Origin of the sequence: Vibrio sp. 661, from assembly GCF_033339315.1 — a bacterium.
GTDB classification, from domain to species: Bacteria; Pseudomonadota; Gammaproteobacteria; order Enterobacterales; family Vibrionaceae; genus Vibrio; species Vibrio alginolyticus.
The window spans coordinates 1-22391 of sequence record NZ_JAWOUJ010000028.1 but is presented as its reverse complement, the minus strand read 5'-3'; the positions used below and the strand labels follow the sequence as shown (position 1 = coordinate 22391).

Below are 22391 nucleotides of genomic sequence, written 5' to 3'. Positions count from 1 at the left end.
CTTTTAACTCCTTACAGGAGCTGATTGTGAAAGACTTATTAAACTTTCTAAAAGCACAGCATAAGACCGAAGAATTTGATGCAATCAAAATCGGTCTATCTTCACCAGACATGATCCGTTCATGGTCTTTCGGTGAAGTTAAAAAACCTGAAACGATCAACTATCGTACGTTCAAACCTGAACGCGATGGTCTGTTCTGTGCGCGTATCTTTGGTCCAGTTAAAGACTACGAATGTCTTTGTGGTAAGTACAAGCGCCTGAAGCACCGTGGTGTTATCTGTGAGAAGTGTGGTGTAGAAGTTACACAAACTAAAGTTCGTCGTGACCGTATGGGCCACATTGAACTGGCTTCACCAGTAGCTCACATCTGGTTCCTAAAATCGCTACCGTCTCGTATCGGTCTACTAATGGATATCCCTCTACGTGATATCGAACGCGTTCTGTACTTCGAAATGTACGTAGTAACAGAGCCTGGTATGACTGATCTAGAAAAAGGTCAGATGCTTACTGAAGAAGAGTATCTAGATCGTCTAGAAGAGTGGGGCGACGAGTTCACTGCTAAGATGGGTGCGGAAGCTATCAAGGACCTACTAGGTTCTATGGATATGCACGCTGAAGCAGAACAAATGCGTGAAGAGTTAGAGACAACAAACTCTGAAACTAAGCGTAAGAAAGTAACTAAGCGTCTTAAGCTGGTAGAAGCGTTCATCGCATCGGGTAACAACCCTGAGTGGATGATCCTAACTGTACTTCCAGTACTTCCGCCAGATCTACGTCCTCTAGTACCTCTAGATGGCGGCCGCTTTGCGACTTCTGATCTTAACGATCTATACCGTCGTGTGATCAACCGTAACAACCGTTTGAAGCGTCTTCTAGAGCTAGCGGCTCCGGACATCATCGTACGTAACGAAAAACGTATGCTGCAAGAGTCTGTTGATGCTCTACTAGATAACGGTCGTCGTGGTCGTGCGATCACAGGTTCTAACAAGCGTCCTCTGAAATCTCTTGCTGATATGATCAAGGGTAAACAAGGTCGTTTCCGTCAGAACCTTCTAGGTAAACGTGTAGACTACTCTGGCCGTTCTGTAATCACAGTAGGTCCATACCTGCGTCTACACCAGTGTGGTCTTCCTAAGAAGATGGCACTTGAGCTATTCAAACCATTCATCTACAGCAAGCTAGAGACTCGTGGTCTTGCGACTACAATCAAAGCTGCTAAGAAAATGGTAGAGCGTGAAGAAGCGGTCGTTTGGGATATCCTAGACGAAGTAATCCGTGAACACCCAGTACTATTGAACCGTGCACCGACACTTCACCGTCTAGGTATCCAGGCGTTCGAACCAGTACTGATCGAAGGTAAAGCGATTCAGCTACACCCACTTGTTTGTGCGGCTTACAACGCGGACTTCGATGGTGACCAAATGGCGGTTCACGTACCTCTAACTCTAGAGGCACAACTTGAAGCTCGTACTCTGATGATGTCGACAAACAACATTCTGTCGCCAGCGTCAGGTGATCCGATCATCGTACCTTCTCAGGACGTTGTATTGGGTCTGTACTACATGACTCGTGAAAAGATCAACGTGAAAGGTGAAGGCATGTACCTTTCTGGCCCAGAAGAGGCTGAGAAAGCATACCGCACTAAACAAGCTGAGCTTCACGCACGCGTTAAAGTACGTATTACAGAAACTGTTGTAGACGAAGACGGCAACAGCACTACAGAAACCAAGATGGTAGACACCACTGTTGGTCGTGCAATGCTATGGCAAATCGTGCCAGCTGGTCTACCGTACAGCATCGTTAACCAAAAGCTAGGTAAGAAGCAAATCTCTAACCTACTTAACGAGGCGTACCGTAAACTAGGTCTGAAAGACACAGTAATCTTCGCTGACCAAATCATGTACACAGGTTTCGCATACGCGGCACTTTCTGGTGTATCTGTTGGTATCGACGATATGGTTGTACCTGCAGCTAAGTACACTGAAATCGCAGAAGCGGAAGAAGAAGTACGTGAAATCCAGGAACAGTACCAATCAGGTCTTGTTACTGCGGGCGAACGCTACAACAAAGTTATCGATATCTGGGCATCGACCAACGACCGTGTTGCGAAAGCAATGATGGAAAACCTTTCATCTGAAACGGTAGTTAACCGTGACGGTGAAGAGGAACAGCAAGAGTCATTCAACAGCATCTATATGATGGCGGACTCGGGCGCTCGTGGTTCTGCAGCACAGATTCGTCAGCTTGCGGGTATGCGTGGTCTGATGGCGCGTCCAGATGGTTCAATCATCGAAACGCCGATCACAGCGAACTTTAAAGAAGGTCTAAACGTACTTCAGTACTTTATCTCAACGCACGGTGCTCGTAAGGGTCTTGCGGATACGGCACTGAAAACAGCGAACTCGGGTTACCTAACTCGTCGTCTAGTAGACGTTGCTCAAGACGTTGTTGTAACTGAACATGACTGTGGCACTCACGAAGGTGTCGACATGATGCCTCACATCGAGGGTGGTGATGTTAAAGTTGCACTTTCTGAGCTTGCTCTTGGTCGTGTTGTTGCTGAAGACGTACTAAAACCTGGCACTGAAGACGTTCTTATTCCACGTAACACCCTGATCGATGAGAAGTGGTGTCAAATCATGGAAGAGAACTCAGTAGACAGCATGAAAGTGCGCTCTGTAGTAACGTGTGATTCTGACTTCGGTTGTTGTGCACAATGTTACGGTCGTGACCTAGCACGTGGTCACCTAGTGAACCAAGGTGAAGCAGTGGGTGTTATTGCTGCTCAGTCTATCGGTGAGCCAGGTACACAGCTAACGATGCGTACGTTCCACATCGGTGGTGCGGCATCGACAGCAGCGGCAGAGAACAGTGTTCAAGTTAAGAACAACGGTTCTATCAAGCTACACAACGCTAAATCTGTATTGGCTGATGACGGTAAGATCGTTATCACTTCTCGTGCGACAGAGTTAACTATCGTTGATGAGTTTGGTCGTACTAAAGAGAAACACAAACTGCCTTACGGTACGCTACTAAGCAAAGGCGATGGTGATACAGTTCAAGCTGGCGAAACAGTTGCAAACTGGGAAGCGCACACACTACCTATCATTACTGAGGTAGCAGGTCGCATCCAGTTCGTAGATATGATCGACGGCGTAACAGTATCTCGTCAAACTGATGACCTAACTGGTCTATCTTCAAGCGAAGTAACTGACCCAGCAGCTCGCCCTTCAGCAGGTAAAGATATGCGTCCAGCTATCAAACTTGTTGACGAGCAAGGTAACGATGTAATGATCCCTGGTACTGATATGCCAGCTCACTACTTCCTACCTGGTAAAGCGATTGTGAACATCGAAGATGGCGCAGCAGTAGGTGTTGGTGCAACACTAGCACGTATTCCTCAGAAGTCTGGCGGTAACAAAGATATCACCGGTGGTCTTCCACGAGTTGCTGACCTATTTGAAGCACGTAAGCCGAAAGAGCCTGCAATCCTTGCTGAGCACACAGGTACTGTGAGCTTTGGTAAAGAGACGAAAGGTAAACGTCGCCTAGTGATCACACGTGAAAGCGGTGAAGCTTATGAAGAGATGATTCCTAAGCATCGTCAGTTGAACGTGTTCGAAGGTGAAAAAGTTGAACGTGGTGACGTGATCGCAGATGGTCCAGAGTCTCCACATGACATCCTACGTCTACGTGGCGTACACGCGGTAACGCAGTACATTGCTAACGAAGTACAGGAAGTTTACCGTCTACAAGGCGTTAAGATTAACGATAAGCACATTGAAACTATCGTTCGTCAGATGCTACGTAAGTGTACTATTACTCACTCTGGTGACTCTGAGTTCCTACCTGGTGAGCAGATTGAATACTCACAAGTTAAGATTGCTAACCGTAACCTAGAAGCTGAAGGCAAAGAGCCTGCACGTTTCGAACGTGAACTACTAGGTATTACTAAAGCATCTCTAGCGACTGAGTCGTTTATCTCTGCGGCATCGTTCCAGGAGACAACTCGCGTACTAACAGAAGCAGCGGTTTCTGGTAAGCGTGATGACCTACGTGGTCTGAAAGAGAACGTAATTGTTGGTCGTCTGATCCCAGCTGGTACTGGTTTCGCATACCACCAAGAGCGTCAAGCTAAACGTTCTGAAGCGCAAGATGGTCCTTCTGCTGAGCAAGCAACGGATAACCTAGCGGCACTTCTAAACGCTGGTTTCTCTTCTGAAGAGTAAGTCATATAACGAGTAATCGTTAAAAGCTTAAGAAAAAGGCACCTTCGGGTGCCTTTTTAGTTTTTTATACTACTTTGTTCTTCCGGTGGGATTTTCGATAAAGCTAGAAACAAAAAAGACCGACGATGATCGTCAGTCTTTTCTCTCACTCTATTTCTAAATGTTTGCAAATACTAAGCTCCAGGTGGCATAGACAGGCTTTCTGCGATTTGCTGTATCAAATAGTCCTCGACTTCAAAGCGAGTCTCAAGAATTTCCCCAATGAGACACATATCAGAATCGAAATCATTTAATTCATCATCTTCAGTCACTTCTGAGTACTTATCGTTAAAGTTCAATAATGGTTCAGTCGTTAGAACAATTTGACCATAGGTTTGATTGATCTCATTAGTCACGACAAAGCCGGTTGCTTTCCAACGGTCCATAACCATGTCATAAATTTTAAAGTGGCCTTCGGAGATGTAATCAACGAGGTGCTGACAGAAATCCTGCAGTTCGGAAGGAGATGGGAGTTCAATAACATTGGTTTTCGAACAAGGTTGCAGCGCTGCAAGCTTACAATATTCAACAATCAGGGATTGTCGTGTCTCTAACCAGTGATCAATGACATCACTTGAGCCACCCCACTGGTCTTGTGTTTGTTTGAATTTTCTTAGCATGACCATGCCCTCATGATCTGATCGCCCATCGGCGAACGTATCCTTTGCAAAGCAAAGTTAGTAAAGTTATTACAAACTCTTGTCCTTACTAGAATTTAGAGTGCACATTTACTTAACGATAAACTCTAGTATGAAATTAGATTGCCAGTAAAATGAACGAACTTCAAGCAAAGGGATGGTGTAATGTTAAGAAAAGGTGATGTTAACCGCGCGATAAATGCATACTGGTGTGTTGTTGCAGGAAGTGAAATTTGGCTGGTGGATGGTGCTGTGCCCTTCGGGTCTGCAGAGCAGTTATCACTGCCAGTAACGAGTGCAAGACCCATTGGTGAGTATTCTGGTTCGCCCGTCTTGTGGCTTAACTTGGCCGATTTAGAGCATGATCTACCCTTAGTATCCCTGCGTGACTGCCTGCATTTTCCTGAGCCATTATTTATGTTGTTAAGTAAAGCTGTGCAATATGGGCACATGACGCAAAGTTTGCGCTTTTGTCCACAGTGCGGAGGAAGGAACTTTCTTAATAATAACCAGTTAGCCATGCAGTGTGGTGAATGTCGCACCCTTCATTATCCTAGAATATTTCCGTGTATTATCGTTGCTGTACGTAAAGAAAATCAGATTTTATTAGCCCAACATCCAAGGCATCGAAATGGTATGTATACGGTTATTGCGGGTTTTCTTGAAGTCGGTGAGACCTTAGAAGAGTGCGTGGCTCGAGAAATTCATGAAGAAACGGGAATTCTCGTTAAAAATATTCGTTACTTTGGCAGCCAGCCTTGGGCTTTCCCATCCAGTATGATGATGGGGTTTTTAGCTGACTATGAATCGGGAGAGTTAAGTCCAGACTACACTGAGCTGTCTGATGCACAATGGTTTGGTATCGACGAGATGCCGCCTGTTGCGCCTAAAGGAACGATTGCAAGAGCACTTATCGAGCAGACGCTGAAAGATATAGACACTAATTATCTGATAAATAGATAAAAAAAACCCTCCGAGAGGGAGGGGGTAAGTAAGATGTCGTTATGAGATGCTGAGTACTAAGTACTCAGTTTATAATTGTAGTTTTCGCTAGCGAACAAATTTTTAACACTGATACCGATTGGGTGCAAATTAAGCATTGATTTAAAAGTTAATAACTTGATCCAGGTTGCAAAGCACACAGCTATTGGACTTAAATCAGTGATAGAATACCCCCTTTCACAGAAAGCCTAACAGTTGGAATTACGGAATGACTGAATTAAAAAATGATCGTTATCTGCGTGCGCTTTTAAAAGAGCCGGTAGATTACACGCCAGTATGGATGATGCGCCAGGCAGGTCGTTACCTACCAGAATACAAAGCGACTCGTGCAGAAGCGGGTGATTTCATGTCTTTGTGTCGAAATGCAGAATTAGCATCCGAAGTGACACTTCAACCATTACGCCGTTTTCCTCTTGATGCCGCGATCTTATTCTCGGACATCTTAACGATTCCAGATGCAATGGGGCTTGGTTTGCGTTTTGCTGCGGGTGAAGGACCTGTTTTTGATAACCCAATTACATGCAAAGCCGACGTGGAAAAAATTGGTTTGCCAGATCCTGAAGGTGAACTGCAATACGTAATGAACGCAGTACGCCAGATCCGTAAAGACCTGAAGGGTGAAGTGCCGCTGATTGGTTTTTCTGGTAGTCCTTGGACTCTTGCGACGTATATGATCGAAGGTGGTAGCTCTAAAGCGTTTACCAAGATCAAGAAGATGATGTACGCGGAACCACAAACTCTGCACCTACTTCTAGATAAGCTGGCAGACAGCGTTATCGAGTACTTAAACGCGCAAATTAAAGCGGGTGCGCAATCGGTAATGGTATTTGACACATGGGGTGGCGTACTAACGCCTCGTGATTACAATCTGTTCTCACTGCAATACATGCACAAGATTGTAGATGGTCTGATTCGTGAAAACGACGGTCGTCGCGTGCCAGTCACACTGTTTACTAAGAATGGCGGCATGTGGCTTGAGCAAATCGCAGCAACGGGCTGTGATGCGGTTGGTCTAGACTGGACAATCAACATTGCAGACGCGAAAGCACGTATCGGTGATAAAGTGGCTCTGCAAGGTAACATGGACCCATCAATGCTTTACGCTTCACCAGAGCGCATCCGCGAAGAAGTAGCGGATATCCTAGAAGGATTTGGTGATACGGGGACTGGTCATGTGTTCAACCTAGGTCACGGTATCCACTTGGATGTACCGCCAGAAAACGCGGGCGTATTTGTGGAAGCGGTACACGAGCTATCTAAGCCGTACCACAAGTAACTTCGACTTTTTGAAATCAAATGCCGGCATTCAGTGCCGGTATTTTTTTACCTAAAATTCAGTTTTTCTATCTGAGACTCAAGGCTGTACAGCTCTAGTAGTATTTGGCCTACTATGATCTAATTACTACTCTAGCTGTACATTAGACATTAAAATTTAATATAAACAAATACTTATGACTTCGGCTTTTATGTTCTAATTTTCTTGTACAGATAAACAAGCAATTAGATCATGGGTAACCTAAAGCATCGAGTGAACGCGTTTTTTAAGGTATGGCACGACGTCAGATTCAAACCAAGGGTTCTTCTTTAACCACAATGTATTGCGTGGAGATGGGTGAGGGAGCGGGATAAAGTCCGGTTCCCAATCTTGCCATTGCTGAACGGTTTGTGTGAGCGTCTTTGGTTTGTTGGTGAGATAGTACTGCTGCGAGTACTGACCAATTAGTAGAGTGAGCTCTATATTGGGCAGCTGCTCAAGAATCTTTTTATGCCAAGTGGGCGCACATTCTTTACGAGGCGGTAAATCACCAGAGTTCCCTTTGCCTGGATAACAGAATCCCATTGGGACAATGGCAATTTTATTTGGGTCGTAGAAAACGTCTTTGTCGATATCGAGCCATTGGCGTAATCGATCACCACTTGGGTCATTCCAAGGTATCGAGGTTTTGTGTACACGTGTGCCAGGGGCCTGACCGATGATTAGGATGCGTGCCCCTTTTGCGGCTTGTACGACAGGGTTTGCGCCCAAAGGTAAATTATCCGCGCATATCTGGCAGGCCCTCACTTGCTGCAATAGCTCGTCTAACGACATTCTCAGTAACCCTTTTCGAAATCCACTTGATAATTTAATGAAAACCCATCGCGCCAGCGTAGATAGTTGTCAGCAAAAATCTCGATGACTTGCTCGGGAAAACTCAGCGCAGCAATGTGTGGAGTGATGGTGACTTGCGGTAGTTTCCAAAACGGATGCTCTACCGATAACGGTTCTTGCTCAAACACATCTAAGAAGGCGTGTTCTACCCAACGGTTTTTCAGAGCGAAGAGCAACCCTGCCTCATCCAATACGTCGCCACGACCTACGTTAAACAATAACGCCTGATTTAGTTGGCTGAGCGTTTGACGATTAAGTAACTGTCGCGTCTCAGGTGTACTTGGTAGAGTATTCACAACGATGTCGGCTTGCTCAAATGCCTTACTTAGTTCATTGATATGAAAGGTCTGATGAAACTCGCCGCCTGAAGTCGGGATACCTGTGCGGTTAATACCGATAGTTTTTATCCCCATTGCTTTAGCGGCGTTGCCCAGATAGCCCCCAATGCTACCGGTACCAAGAATTACCATGGTTTTACTTTGTAATGACGTGTATAGGTGAGGCTGCCATTGTTTGTTTTGTTGTTGCTGGTGGTATCGGGCAAAGTGGCGGTAATGGGCAATACTGTAACCCAAAACATATTCAGCAATCAGTGGACCAAAGATGCCTCGAACGTTAGTTAGAGTATAGTCCTGACGAAGGCTAGGGGATGTTAAGGCGTTGACACCAGCAAACGTGGATTGCACCCATTCAAGCTGTGAAAATTCGTCTAAGCTTTGTGATAGTAAGGGTGGATCCGCTAGTACGATCTGAGCGGCTTCTGGTTGGTCGGTGAGGCAAAGATCGGGCAGATTTTTCTCTGCCAGTAACGTTTTGTAGGTGTCGCGATGCTCTGAGAGCAGGAAAATCTGATTTGAATGCGGCATTAACTTTTTTCCCTGTGATGAATCAAGTACACTTTCGCTGTTTTTTTCTTCAATGATTGAGTGACTATGCTTAAGAATCCTCTTCAGGTTCGTTTAGAAAAACTAGAACCTTGGCAACAAATTACCTTTATGGCGTGTCTGTGTGAACGCATGTATCCAAACTATGCGATGTTTTGTGAGAATACAGAATTTGCTGACCCGCGTGCTTACCGAGCGATTCTTGATAGTGTATGGGAAATTTTGACAGTTAAGAACGCGAAAATTAACTTCGAACGTCAATTGGAGAAGTTAGAAGAGTTGTTCCCAAGTGCGGATGAGTTCGATTTTTACGGCGTTTACCCAGCGATGGACGCGTGTCAGGGTTTGTCTACGTTACTGCATGGTCTATTGGACCGCGATTACCTTTTCGATTCAATGCTTAAAGTGAGTCAACAGTCGGTACAAACCGTTGCTGATCTAGAGCAAGCACAAGGCGCAGAGCCAATCACTAACGACAACCAGAAAGAAAACGAAGCCGTATGTGAAGAGTGGGACGTCCAGTGGGCTATCTTCCGTCCGCTGCGTGAAGCGGTAGAACGTGACATCAGCTTGATTAAAGATTTGCGTGAAGAGCTACGTGAAGAAGGTGTGAGCAACATCGGTATTGCACTTTAATTGTTGAATAAATAGAAAAAGGCATCCTAACTGGATGCCTTTTTTGTTTGTGCGTTTAAGCTGTTATACCTAATGCTGATTACGATTCTTTCGAGTCGGGTTTCGGTGGCTCTTGAGCTTCTGGCTCTTTATCCTGCTTCTCCAGCTCGTTATCTTCTTCATCGTCATCGCGGCTTTCGATTACGCCGTGCATTTCTTTCCAGCTTTCCCAGCGTTGGTAAGCCAGCTCCTGCATGTCAGTGCTTTTATCTGCTTCGTCGATGATCTCCTCGCCTACGAGGTGTTCAAAAATATCTTCCAACGTTACCAAACCTAGCACGGTACCGTATTCATCAACAACAAGTGCCAGCTGTAAGCGATGAGTCATCATCTGGTCGAATACTTTAGGTAAAGTGGTATTGTTTAGCACCACTTGAATTGGGCGCATGATTGCTCCCAACTGTTTCTGTCCACTACCTGATTGTTGTAGTTTGAACAACTCAAGGCGATGCACAAAACCAATGATGTTATCTTTCTGCTCGCTGTAAACCAATGGGCGTGAGAAAGGCGTATCTTTGTGTTTTTCTAGGAACTCATTGATGGTCATTGTGGCATCGACACGGAATACTACTGGTCGTGGCGTCATAACCTGCGTTACGGGTACATCTTGGATGCCAAGCAAGTTGCTTAAGATTTTTGATTCACCCTCGGCAAACTCACCGCTTTCACGTGCCAGAATCGCCATTGCAGACAGCTCATCACGCATCTTTGGAGCTTCGTGGTTACGAGCAAGACGCTTGGTGATTTGCTCTGAGAACCAAACAAAGGGTGTAAGCGCCCATACCATCCAACGCAATGCGACCGCGGCAGTGGGTGCCAACTGACGCCAGTAGGTCGCGCCAATCGTCTTCGGTACGATTTCTGAAAGCACTAAGATCGCCAATGTCAGCACTGCCGAAAAGATACCTAATGCTTCGCTACCAAATACAACCGCAGCTTGTGCACCAGCAGTGGCCGCGCCGATAGTGTGAGCGATGGTGTTTAAAGTCAGAATAGATGCCAGTGGTCGGTCGATATCTGATTTCAGCTTAGCCAATTGCCCAGCTGCGGGATGCCCCTGTTGATTGAGCTGCGCAATGTAGCTCGGACTGATACTCAGCAGTACCGCCTCCAGCACCGAACAGATAAACGAAATGCCGATTGCGATAGAGATATAAATGGATAACAGCAGCATAGTTGCCCTTGAATGTAGTTTGATAGTGGTTATTTGCAGCTATTATAACCGCAAAAGTGACTTATAAATTGGTCCAAATACCTTGGAAAGCAAGGGTTTTCAGGGGGTATGTGGTAACAAATTGTGAGTTATTACTCATATTATGGCTAAAAGTACGTCAGAAAATCGAAAGATCGCTTACAAACCTTTGCCAGATGGGGCATTTATGTTTTAGAGTGAGACGAATTCGATAACCTATGAGAAGGGAAACCTAATGAACAAGACCCAATTAATCGACTTTATCGCAGAGAAAGCAGACCTATCAAAAGCACAAGCAAAAGCTGCTCTTGAAGCGACTCTTGATGGTGTAACTGGCGCACTTAAAGAGGGTGACCAAGTTCAACTAATTGGTTTTGGTACATTCAAAGTAAACCACCGCGCTGCACGTACTGGTCGTAACCCTAAGACTGGTGACGAGATTCAAATCGCAGCAGCTAACGTACCAGCATTCGTAGCAGGTAAAGCGCTGAAAGAATCAGTAAACTAAGTTAGAATGCACCGAGGTATCCTGCCTCGGTGCAATTTCATGAAAAAACATCTACTCACTTCACTTCTCCTATCTAGCCTTACCCTTTTTGGCTGTTCATCGGTTGAAACTCCTAATTTAGAACAATTCACGCATTTTTCTGGTGGTAAAGTTGCGGGAGATGCTAGCAGCTTGTACTGGATGACAGAGAAACTCACTCGTGTGAGTACGGCGGCTGATTATGTGACTATGGGGGACAATGGTTGGTTCCAGAGTGATTATCGCTGGGACGAAGGTGAGTTGCGAGAGTTGATTCGAAAAGGCGAGCAAGTTGATACCAAACAAGAGTTGGTGCCTTTTCAAATCCACATCCGTTTCAATAAAGATGGCGAAGCGGTTTACCAACAATATCGTGTTAACCGTAAAGTCTTACCACTCCAGCATGACCAATTAGAGCGCTACAAAGCAGAAGCGAATGACGTAGTGGCATCGGTTAAGGCGCAGTCTCGTAACAATCAGAGCCTTATTCAAGGTTATTGGAATGGTCAATCGTTTGAAACCTGCAAAGGTAAGGTGTTCTCGACACTCGAGTTTAATCAGACGCTGCCAAAATTTATTATCGAGCGTCTCTCATCGGTAGACAGTTATGTGGCTTTTGTCGGCAAGCAGTCACGAAACAAAGCAATGGTCGATGAACTGTTGATGCTCAATGACGATGACTTTGATTGTGTTTCTCGGCCAAAGTTGATCTCTGAATAAACATTGCTTCGAATTCTGTCGAACAAGAACAATAAAAAAGGCGCTGAGTGCGCCTTTTGTTTTTTAGCCAACTTATGTTGTTTTTATTTTTCTTGCTCACGTGCAATTGCACGGTAGCCGATGTCGTTGCGATGGAACATGCCATCCCAACTGATCTGTTTTGCAAGCTCGTAAGCACGCTGCTGCGCTTCTGATACACTGTTGCCAAGTGCGGTTGCACAAAGAACACGACCACCGTTTGTCACGATGTCGCCATCTTTGCTATCTGTACCAGCATGGAAGACTTTTTCGCCTTCAATTTCAACTTGTGGCAGACCCAAAATAACGTCGCCTTTGTTGTACGCTGCTGGATAACCACCGGCTGCTAGCACGATACCAATCGATGCTCGTGGATCCCACTTCGATTCCGCTTGATCCAGTTTCTCGTCGATTGCCGCTAGACACAGATCAACAAGATCCGATTCCATGCGCATCATGATAGGTTGTGTCTCAGGATCACCGAAGCGGCAGTTGTACTCGATTACTTTCGGAGTGCCGTCTTTGTCGATCATCAGACCCGCGTATAGGAAACCAGTGTAAGGGTTACCTTCAGCGGCCATGCCACGTACCGTTGGGTAAATCACTTCTTCCATAATGCGGTTATGGATTTCTTGTGTCACCACTGGAGCAGGAGAATATGCACCCATGCCACCGGTGTTAGGACCAGTATCTTTGTCGCCTACGCGTTTGTGGTCTTGGCTGGTGGCCATTGGTAGAACGTTCTCACCATCCACCATCACGATGAAGCTTGCTTCTTCACCATCTAGGAATTCTTCGATAACGACACGACTACCAGCATCACCAAATGCGTTGCCTGCTAGCATGTCTTTGATTGCGTCTTCCGCTTCTTCTAGCGTCATTGCCACAATCACGCCTTTACCAGCAGCAAGGCCGTCGGCTTTCACCACGATCGGTGCACCTTGCTCACGCACGTAAGCAAGCGCTGGTTCAATTTCTGTGAAGTTTGCGTAGGCACCGGTTGGGATTTGGTGACGAGCAAGGAAGTCTTTAGTAAACGCTTTAGAGCCTTCAAGCTGCGCTGCGGCTTGGGTAGGACCAAAGATTGGTAAGCCCGCTTCGCGGAACGCATCCACCACACCAATAACCAGCGGTGCTTCTGGGCCAACGATAGTCAGTTCAATCGCCTTCTCTTTGGCGAAAGCAACAAGGCCAGCGATGTCTTCTACATCGATGTTTACGTTCTCTAGTTTTGGCTCTAGTGCTGTACCTGCGTTGCCTGGAGCAATGAAAATAGTCTCAACATTTGGGTTTTGCGCTGCTTTCCAGCCTAGCGCATGTTCACGACCGCCTGAACCAATGATTAAAACTCGCATATGAAAATCCTTAATCTTATAAATACCGTTTGCTCAAACTCAGATATTTCGCAAAGACCTGAGTATGGCCTCTCTAATTCAATGGGACGAGGACAAGGCGACAAGTGAACTTATTCCTATGAGCATAGTATGCTATGTGATTAGGATAAGTGAACGCCGTCAACGCAGTTATCGTCCCAGTGAAGACGAGAGGATTAGTGGCGGAAGTGACGCATACCGGTAAAGATCATCGCCATGCCGTGTTCGTCTGCCGCTGCAATAACTTCGTCATCACGCATAGAACCGCCTGGTTGGATAACACACTTGATGCCTGCTTCTGCAGCCGCGTCGATACCGTCACGGAATGGGAAGAATGCATCTGATGCCATTACACAACCTTCAACCTGTAGACCTTCGTCTGCAGCTTTGATGCCTGCGATTTTCGCAGAGTAAACGCGGCTCATTTGGCCAGCACCTACACCGATAGTCATGTCGCTTTTCGAGTAAACGATCGCGTTAGATTTCACGTATTTCGCTACTTTCCAGCAGAACAGTGCATCTTTTAGCTCTTCTTCTGTTGGCTGGCGCTTAGAAACCACTTTTAGGTCGTCTAGGCTTACCATGCCTTGGTCGCGGTCTTGAACCAGTAGACCGCCATTCACGCGTTTCACGTCAAAGCCAGTTGTCTTCGTTGTCCATTCGCCACACTCAAGTAGACGTACGTTCTTCTTCGCGGCAACCACTTCAATCGCTTCAGCAGAAACGGAAGGAGCGATGATGACCTCAACGAATTGACGTTCAACAATAGCGGTTGCTGTTTCAGCATCTAGCTCTTGGTTGAATGCAATGATGCCGCCGAACGCTGATGTTGGGTCAGTTTGGTAAGCGCGGTTGTATGCTTCTAGAATGTCTTTACCCAGCGCTACACCACATGGGTTCGCGTGTTTTACGATCACACATGCTGGCTCGTTGAACTCTTTCACACACTCAAGTGCGGCGTCCGTGTCTGCGATGTTGTTGTAAGAAAGGGCTTTACCTTGGATTTGGCGAGCAGTAGAAACGGATGCTTCTTGTGGGTTTGCTTCAACGTAGAATGCGGCTGCTTGGTGGCTGTTCTCACCGTAGCGCATGTCTTGCTTCTTCTCGAACTGTTGGTTGAACGTACGAGGGAATTTGCTCTCTTCATCACCTTCTTTGTTCTCACCGTAAGATCGAACCATAGTGCCGAAGTAGTTTGCGATCATGCCATCGTAAGCGGCAGTGTGTTCAAAAGCAGCGATGGCAAGGTCGAAGCGAGTTTCTAGTGTTAGAGACTTCTCGTTTGCGTCCATCTCTGCAATTACGCGGCCGTAATCACCTGCGTTAACAACGATAGTCACGTCTTTGTGGTTTTTCGCTGCAGAACGAACCATGGTTGGGCCGCCGATATCGATGTTTTCAACAGCGTCGGCTAGTGTACAGCCTTCTTTGGCAACGGTTTCTGCGAATGGGTATAGGTTTACGACAACCATATCGATAGGGTTGATGCCGTGCTTTTCCATCACGTCATCATCTTGGCCACGACGACCAAGCACACCACCGTGAACTTTTGGGTGAAGCGTTTTAACGCGGCCGTCCATCATTTCTGGGAAACCAGTGTAGTCAGAGACTTCAGTTACGGCGATGCCTTGTTCGGCAAGTAGGCGAGCTGTACCACCAGTAGATAGGATATCGACACCGCGCTCAGCAAGAGCTTGTGCAAACTCAACAATACCTGTTTTGTCTGATACGCTGATAAGCGCACGGCGAATAGGACGAGCGTTATTCATGCTTCCATTTTCCTCAAATTCACGGAGTTAAAGATGTTTGCCAAAAATGAACTTGTTTTTACCTCTTGGGGTAAAATATTGGCCAGTTTTGGTAAAGACCTTTGCAGGGTGTTTTCTGGTTAGAAAACAGTCTCCACATTTGATGGCGCGTATTCTAACCAATTTATTACAAAAAAGCTCGCGCAATCGTTTGGCATCTCAAAAATAATTGCAAAAAAGTCGTTCTTTAGCTTTAAAAGTAACGAGATAGTTAATAGGGAAAGTTATGTTTCAGATAGGTGAACTGGCAAAACGTTGTGGTGTGACTGCCGATACATTGCGTTTCTACGAGAAAAACGCGCTAATAAAACCCGCAGGGCGAAGCGAATCAGGCTACCGCTTGTATGATGAAGAGAATCAAAAGCAGGTGCACTTTATCCTCAAAGGTAAAGATCTTGGCTTGAGTCTGGATGAAATTAAAGACCTGTTAGAAATTAAGTTAGAAGCGACAGAACACAGCTGTGCAGAGGTAAAAGCCATTACTTCTGCTAAGTTAGAGCTGATTGATGGGAAAATTAACGAGCTGACGAAAATTCGCCGAGCGTTAAAGAAGATTAATGATGCTTGTTGTGGTCATACAGACGATGACGCCACACATTGCTCTATCCTCGCAGCACTTGAGTAGTCTCATTCTTGCATCACTTAACTTAAGTTTGCATTTTTGGCGACTTGCTTTTCTAGGTACACGCTGCTTTCCCACCTATAATCTTGCCTTTAGTTACTTGTAGGAATCGACCATTGTCTGATTCCTAGCGTAACGCTGTCTGTAGATACGAGAGTTTTCATACATGGTTGGAGTCTATTTTCAAATCAATGACTGGGTTTTGAGCGTTGATGAAAATAAGCTGTATCGACAAGATAGGGAAGTTACTGTTGAGCCACGCTTAATTAATCTTTTGCACTTCTTAGCGGAGCATGCGAATGAGGTGTTCAACCGCGAGGAATTGATTCAGTACGTTTGGGCTGGAGCGATTGTGACCGATCAAGTGGTGACTCAATCCATCTTTGAGTTGCGTAAGCTACTACGTGACGGTCGAGAGGAAAATACCAACTACGTTATCACGGTGCCCAAGCGTGGCTATAAGCTGGTAGCGAACGTGGTTGCTATGACGCATGAAGAGTTTGTCACAAGTCGGCAAAATGAAGAGATCCCACCTTCGGTTGAAGAATCGGAAGAGGATTGTCTACCTATAGCACCAGCCGTTACCTTTCCTGCCGGTCCTCTAACTCGCGCGGTCTGCGAGATGTCAAAAGAGAAAAAAGCACCTCAGAGCAAAAACAAAATCAGTCCTTGGCGATTGGGAATTATGAACTTCATCTGGATCAGTATGTTGGTCGTAGTGATGGGCGTGTTTACCTACAAGCAATCGGAAGTGCGTATTACCCAAGCCATCGATACCCATCTGATTGAGTTCAAGTTTCAAGATAATTTTACGAATGAAGGATTAAGCTACGATTTGGCAGACGGATTCGCCCAAAAGTTGATGTCCGACATTGCTCAAGTGAGCGATTACCGAGTCATGCTAAAGAAGGCGTCGTTTACCTCGGGTATTGTGCCGGGCAAATCGGTTGTGGTGCGGGTTCGTGAAAATGATGGTGGTAGCTTTTTAGAGGTGGAATATCGCAATAACTCATCTGAAAAGGTGTTGTTTAGTCGTCAATACGCGTTAACCAGTAGTCATTTAAAGACAGTGCTTCAACAAGCGTCGTTGGATTTGATGCAAGTGCTGAAAGTATCGGATGCCAAATTGAAATCTACGATGCTGGTGGCGGGAATGCCAATAAATCCCGACGCGTTGGAGTTGTTTGTTCAGGCTAACCATTACCTTAATGTCTCTGATACTAAACAATTCCGCCAAGGTATCGACTTGATGGAAAACATTTTAGAAATCGAGCCGGATAATGCTTACGTTCAAGCTGAGTTGTTGATTGCTTACCATGTACAAAAGGCACTTGATTTCTCACAGGAGTTGAAGAAAGGGCGAATGCAGCAGCTCAGTGAAGCACTAGAGACTAATGTGAAAATGATGGTGGGGCCAATTCAACCGCGAATTTATGAAGCTTTAGCACTGCACGAAACCATCATTGGTGACAAGGCGTTAGCCAAGCGGCATCTCGGACAGGCATTGAGGTTACGTGATTCAGTGCTTTCCTATGTGATTCGCGGTAAGCACGCCGAATTGGACGGTGATCTGGATTTAGCCAGTGAGTCTTACAGTGAAGCTTTCTATATTGATACGTCGGTTGAGACGTACCTGCTGTGCGAAAACTTGGTCTTCCCAAGTAACATGAAGGCGATTGATTACGCCATGTATCGCGCCGTTCACCCTTCTGTCGTTCGAATGCTTTAATTCTCTCGGACTCAACGTCAGTCTAATGCTAGCCCCTCATTTCGGTGAGGGGCTTTTTTGTCGCTGTCGAAAAGTGCAAAGGGTGAGGCGGTGGGGCAATGACTTACGAAGGAGCTAACAGCGCAAGCTTGCAACGGGAATACATACCCGCTTTGCTTCTCTATCTCTATCTCTATCTCTATCTCTATCTCTATCTCTATTGATTGTATGAAGTGTCTGGCTGAGTTATGTGGCGAGAATGATTTTGATGCTTTCTTGCAGGCGAGATGAATATTGATGTGGGTCAAAAAGCGCGATCAGGGAGAGATTTATGGAATCAACACTTCAGGGAATTAACCCTTCGGGATGGGGAAGTTGATAGAGGTTGATAACTTTTATCGCGATGACCAACGAGTTGATGAGAGTTTATCTATCGGTAGAAGGTTTGATGTTTTTCTTATAACCGTATGAATAATATAGTTTTATATTTTTGTGTTTATCATGTTTATCTCAACTTGATGTTGATGAACTAATCATTTTATTGATAACACCAAGTTTATTTTTTTCCCGATTTTTGGGCGTAGTCTTCACTTCGAAATTTAGCGAGGTCGAGAAGGTTCCTCCTCATAGCATCTCGCTAATAACCATTCAGTTTGAGTCATGTTGACTCGAGTAGAATAGATTTGGAGATGTTATGTCATCGAATGCGAAAAAAATCGGCCTTATTGCCTGTACGGGTGTCGTAGCCGGTAACATGATGGGTAGTGGTATTGCACTATTACCTTCTAGTCTTGCCTCTGTAGGCTCTGTTTCAATCTTCAGTTGGCTGATCTGTTTGGTCGGTGCACTGAGTCTGGCGTTCGTTTACGCTCGTCTGGCAACCAAAAACCCACAAGAAGGTGGTCCTATCGCTTATGCTGGCGAAGTGTCTCCGGTATTTGGTTTCCAAACGGGCGTTCTTTATTACCACGCGAACTGGATTGGTAACCTGGCTATTGCCATTACAGGTGTTTCTTACCTTTCAGTATTCTTCCCTGTGCTTAATAACCCAATCCCAGCAGGTATTGCGACGATTGCATCGGTATGGATCTTCACTTTCGTCAACCTACTTGGTGGTAGCTGGGTAAGCCGTCTATGTACGCTTGGTCTAGTTCTTATCCTTATCCCAGTTGTTGGTACAGCTGCATTTGGTTGGACGCACTTCGATACTGCGCTTTACAGCCAAAACTGGAACGTATCAGCAGGCACTGACAGCCACGCGGTAGTAACAGCGGTTCTTATCTGCCTATGGTCATTCGTAGGTGTGGAATCAGCTGCGGTATCGACTGGTATGGTAGAAAACCCTAAACGTACTGTACCACTAGCAACTATGTTAGGTACTGGTATCGCAGGTGTGATTTACATCCTATCAACTCAAATGATCAGCGGCATGTTCCCAGCGTCAGAAGTTGCGGCATCAGGTGCGCCATTTGCATTGGCAACCACTGAGCTATTCGGTAGCTGGACTGCACCATTCGTATCAGCATTCACAGCACTAGCATGTTTCACTTCGCTAGGTTCTTGGATGATGCTGGTGGGCGAGGCTGGTAAACGTGCAGCAAGCGATGGCAACTTCCCTAAAATCTACGGCGAAACTGACAAAAACGGTGTGCCTAAGAAAGGTCTAATCCTTGCGTCAATCAAGATGACTGCACTGATGGTTGTACTGATGTTCTTCAGCTCTAAAACAGCACACGCATCAGACCTGTTCAACCAGCTAACGACTGACGCAGTTCTACTAACAATGCTGCCTTACTTCTACTCAAGCATTAACTTGATTCGCTTCGAAGGTATGACAACACGCAACGGCTTCGTAATGCTGTTCTCTGGTGTGGCTTGTCTGTTCTGCTTCATCGCACTAGCAGGTGCAGAGGGCGGTACGCTAACAGCAACCTTCATCGTGTCTCTAGTTATCTTGATGTTCTACAGCAAAAAAGCAGGTCTTGCTCAGTACGTGAAAATGCACGCTGACGACATGCCTGCCCAAGCAAGCAACTAATCCCCAAAACGCTGGCACTAAGGTGCCAGCCCATAAAACCCAAATTCACGCGGCGCTCACTTTACTCATTGCCTGTAAATGGCAAAGAGCGCCCTCATTTGCCTTGGAGATGTCCAAATGAATATATTCGCTATCTTGAACCACATGGGTGTGTTCTTTAAAGAAGAGCCAGTTCGTCAACTTCACGCTGCTCTTGAGAAAGCGGGCTACGAAGTGGTTTACCCAGTAGATGATAAAGACTTGATCAAAATGATTGAGATGAACCCTCGCATTTGCGGTGTGCTGTTCGACTGGGATAAATACTCACTAGAGCTATGTGAACGTATCAGCCAAATCAACGAAAAACTGCCTGTTCACGCATTTGCTAACGAACAGTCTACTCTAGACATTTCACTAACAGACCTACGTCTAAACGTGAGCTTCTTCGAGTACGCTTTAGGTATGGCTGACGACATCGCTATCAAAATCAACCAAGCGACTGAGGCATACAAAGATGCCATCATGCCTCCATTCACTAAAGCGCTATTCAAATACGTAGAAGAAGGTAAATACACCTTCTGTACTCCAGGTCACATGGGCGGTACTGCATTCCAGAAAAGCCCTGCTGGTAGCATCTTCTACGATTTTTACGGTCCAAACACATTCAAAGCGGACGTATCAATCTCAATGCCTGAGCTAGGTTCTCTGCTCGACCACTCAGGTCCACATAAAGATGCAGAAGAATACATCGCACGCACATTCAATGCAGACAGCTCGTACATCGTAACTAACGGTACGTCTACATCGAACAAAATCGTTGGTATGTACTCAGCACCTGCTGGCAGCACAGTACTGATTGACCGTAACTGTCACAAATCTCTGACTCACCTAATGATGATGAGCGACGTGACACCAATCTACTTCCGCCCAACTCGTAACGCATACGGCATCCTTGGTGGTATTCCACAAAGCGAATTCAGCCGCGATGTCATTGCAGAGAAAGTGGCGAAGACACCAGGTGCAACAGCACCAACTTACGCAGTAGTGACTAACTCAACTTACGATGGCCTGTTGTACAACACACAATTCATCAAAGAGTCGCTAGATTGTAAACACATCCACTTCGACAGTGCTTGGGTGCCTTACACTAACTTCAACCCAATTTACGAAGGTAAATGTGGTATGAGTGGTGAAGCGATGCCAGGCAAAGTGTTCTACGAAACACAATCAACACATAAACTGTTGGCAGCGTTCTCACAAGCTTCAATGATTCACGTGAAAGGCGACTTTGATAAAGAATCTTTCAACGAAGCATTCATGATGCACACTTCAACTTCACCTCAGTACGGCATTGTTGCTTCTACTGAAACTGCAGCGGCAATGATGCGCGGCAACACTGGTAAGAAGTTGATGCAAGACTCTATCGATCGCGCAATCCGCTTCCGTAAAGAGATCAAACGTCTAGAAGCAGAAAGCGACAGCTGGTTCTTCGATGTATGGCAACCAGAAAACATCGATACCACGGAATGTTGGAAACTAGACCCTAGCGACACATGGCACGGCTTCAAGAACATGGATGACAACCACATGTATCTTGACCCAATCAAAGTAACGCTACTGACTCCGGGGATGAATAAAGAAGGCGAACTAGAAGAATCAGGTATTCCTGCTTCGCTGGTGGCTAAATTCCTAGACGAGCGCGGCATCGTGGTAGAGAAAACAGGTCCATACAACTTGTTGTTCCTATTCTCAATCGGTATCGACAAATCAAAAGCAATGCAATTGCTACGCGGCCTAACTGAATTTAAACGTGGCTACGACTTGAACCTAACCATCAAGAGCTTCCTACCTTCGCTATACAACGAAGACCCAAGCTTCTATGAAGGCATGCGCGTTCAAGAACTAGCACAAGCAATTCATGACCTAACTAAGAAATACAACCTACCAGAGCTAATGTACAAAGCGTTCGATGTACTTCCAGAAATGAAAGTAACACCACACGCAGCATGGCAAGAAGAGCTTCGCGGTAACGTAGAAGAAATCAAACTGGAAGAAATGGTTGGCCGCGTAAGTGCGAACATGATCCTTCCTTACCCTCCAGGTGTGCCACTAGTACTTCCTGGTGAAATGGTGACTCAAGAGTCTCGCCCTGTGCTGGACTTCCTAGAGATGCTTTGTGAGATCGGTGCGCATTACCCAGGTTTCGAAACCGACATCCACGGTTTATACCAACAAAAAGATGGTAGCTACACCGTAAAAGTATTGAAGAACTAAGTTCCTCTCGAAGATGACGTCATTGGGAATGCAAGCATGCTCCACTCTTACGAGCTCAATGCGTCATCGAACAATAACGACATTTAGATATACCCCTAACTAATCTGTCGTAAAGAGAAGGGCAAGGATGCTCTGATCTTTTCTTCTATATATAGAAGAAACACTTTTCCAAGACTTCACCTGAAGTACCCCAAATAAAAAGCAAAGACCAAAAGAGCAGTTCGTCATCGTTCTGCTCTTTTTTCGTCTTTATATAGATAGAAAGAGAAAAAAGAACCAAGAGAGATAAGATCAGCAATCAAAATCACAAAGAAATCGGCGATCTTTTAATGCAGAAGTCAGGTGTTTCATCATGAAAAGATCCTCTGCAACCCGAAATATTAGACAAGATCGTTGAGCATCTATGCAGAATGCTCGTTATTTGTTCGGTTGAGAGTTTTTTTGCAAAAAACGCTTGTACTAATTTCTCAACTCCCTATACTGCGCATCCACCGACACGGAGTGAGACGAAAGTCAC

General features: G+C 45.6%; 16 protein-coding genes. 10 read left to right on the top strand and 6 right to left on the bottom strand.

All coding sequences use genetic code 11. From position 1 onward, the window contains the following. Positions 1-26: 26 nt before the first annotated feature. Positions 27-4229: a DNA-directed RNA polymerase subunit beta' gene (gene rpoC / locus R7P69_RS23660; RefSeq protein ID WP_005382514.1), complete on the top strand. Its 4203-nt coding sequence runs from the start codon at positions 27-29 to the stop codon at positions 4227-4229. Between the two features lie 173 nt (positions 4230-4402). On the opposite strand, the gene R7P69_RS23655 is transcribed toward rpoC, so the two are convergent. Continuing rightward, positions 4403-4894 carry an Rsd/AlgQ family anti-sigma factor gene (locus R7P69_RS23655; protein WP_005382515.1) on the bottom strand — a complete coding sequence of 164 codons (492 nt, stop codon included), beginning with the start codon at positions 4892-4894 and terminating at the stop codon, positions 4403-4405. Between the two features lie 177 nt (positions 4895-5071). Here R7P69_RS23655 and nudC point away from each other — a divergent pair, with 177 nt between their 5' ends. Both nudC and hemE read left to right on the top strand, forming a co-directional pair. Further along, complete coding sequence (nudC, locus tag R7P69_RS23650; RefSeq protein WP_053350803.1) at positions 5072-5869, top strand: NAD(+) diphosphatase; 798 nt, start codon at positions 5072-5074, stop codon at positions 5867-5869. A 247-nt stretch (positions 5870-6116) separates the two neighbouring features. Beyond that, positions 6117-7184 carry a uroporphyrinogen decarboxylase gene (gene hemE, locus R7P69_RS23645; protein WP_006743188.1) on the top strand — a complete coding sequence of 356 codons (1068 nt, stop codon included), beginning with the start codon at positions 6117-6119 and terminating at the stop codon, positions 7182-7184. Between the two features lie 240 nt (positions 7185-7424). On the opposite strand, the gene R7P69_RS23640 is transcribed toward hemE, so the two are convergent. Together R7P69_RS23640 and R7P69_RS23635 are read right to left on the bottom strand one after the other, a co-directional pair. Next, positions 7425-7997 carry a uracil-DNA glycosylase family protein gene (locus tag R7P69_RS23640; RefSeq protein WP_005382518.1) on the bottom strand — a complete coding sequence of 191 codons (573 nt, stop codon included), beginning with the start codon at positions 7995-7997 and terminating at the stop codon, positions 7425-7427. A gap of 2 nt (positions 7998-7999) precedes the next feature. After that, positions 8000-8923 carry a D-2-hydroxyacid dehydrogenase gene (locus R7P69_RS23635; protein ID WP_053350802.1) on the bottom strand — a complete coding sequence of 308 codons (924 nt, stop codon included), beginning with the start codon at positions 8921-8923 and terminating at the stop codon, positions 8000-8002. 66 nt (positions 8924-8989) lie between these two features. Here R7P69_RS23635 and R7P69_RS23630 point away from each other — a divergent pair, with 66 nt between their 5' ends. Then, positions 8990-9577 (top strand): YjaG family protein, encoded by a 588-nt coding sequence (locus tag R7P69_RS23630; RefSeq protein WP_005382520.1) that lies wholly within the window; start codon positions 8990-8992, stop codon positions 9575-9577. A gap of 79 nt (positions 9578-9656) precedes the next feature. On the opposite strand, the gene R7P69_RS23625 is transcribed toward R7P69_RS23630, so the two are convergent. Next, positions 9657-10790 (bottom strand): hemolysin family protein, encoded by a 1134-nt coding sequence (locus R7P69_RS23625; RefSeq protein ID WP_033907150.1) that lies wholly within the window; start codon positions 10788-10790, stop codon positions 9657-9659. A gap of 253 nt (positions 10791-11043) precedes the next feature. On the opposite strand from R7P69_RS23625, the gene hupA reads away from it, so the two are divergent. Next, positions 11044-11316, top strand: a complete 273-nt coding sequence (gene hupA, locus R7P69_RS23620) for a nucleoid-associated protein HU-alpha (protein WP_005382524.1) — start codon at positions 11044-11046, stop codon at positions 11314-11316. Between the two features lie 39 nt (positions 11317-11355). Then, positions 11356-12054 carry a DUF1481 domain-containing protein gene (locus tag R7P69_RS23615; protein WP_053303483.1) on the top strand — a complete coding sequence of 233 codons (699 nt, stop codon included), beginning with the start codon at positions 11356-11358 and terminating at the stop codon, positions 12052-12054. Between the two features lie 83 nt (positions 12055-12137). Here the strand turns inward: R7P69_RS23615 and purD are convergent, their stop codons facing one another. Further along, a complete protein-coding gene (purD, locus tag R7P69_RS23610; protein ID WP_238952145.1) occupies positions 12138-13427 on the bottom strand; it encodes a phosphoribosylamine--glycine ligase in 1290 nt (429 codons plus the stop codon). 194 nt (positions 13428-13621) lie between these two features. Beyond that, on the bottom strand, positions 13622-15214 hold the full coding sequence (gene purH / locus R7P69_RS23605; RefSeq protein WP_234499530.1) for a bifunctional phosphoribosylaminoimidazolecarboxamide formyltransferase/IMP cyclohydrolase: 1593 nt from the start codon (positions 15212-15214) through the stop codon (positions 13622-13624). 265 nt (positions 15215-15479) lie between these two features. On the opposite strand from purH, the gene zntR reads away from it, so the two are divergent. From zntR to R7P69_RS23585, 4 genes are all read left to right on the top strand, one after another. Next, the gene (gene zntR / locus R7P69_RS23600) at positions 15480-15878 is read left to right on the top strand and encodes a Zn(2+)-responsive transcriptional regulator (protein WP_005382529.1); all 399 of its coding nucleotides are present in this window, start codon (positions 15480-15482) and stop codon (positions 15876-15878) included. A gap of 163 nt (positions 15879-16041) precedes the next feature. Then, complete coding sequence (cadC, locus tag R7P69_RS23595; protein WP_238952144.1) at positions 16042-17604, top strand: lysine decarboxylation/transport transcriptional activator CadC; 1563 nt, start codon at positions 16042-16044, stop codon at positions 17602-17604. 673 nt (positions 17605-18277) lie between these two features. Further along, positions 18278-19621, top strand: coding sequence for a cadaverine/lysine antiporter (cadB, locus tag R7P69_RS23590; protein WP_017821792.1), 1344 nt, complete (start codon positions 18278-18280; stop codon positions 19619-19621). Positions 19622-19738: 117 nt separating this feature from the next. Then, the gene (locus tag R7P69_RS23585) at positions 19739-21874 is read left to right on the top strand and encodes a lysine decarboxylase CadA (protein ID WP_005451159.1); all 2136 of its coding nucleotides are present in this window, start codon (positions 19739-19741) and stop codon (positions 21872-21874) included. The last annotated feature ends 517 nt before the right edge of the window (positions 21875-22391 follow it).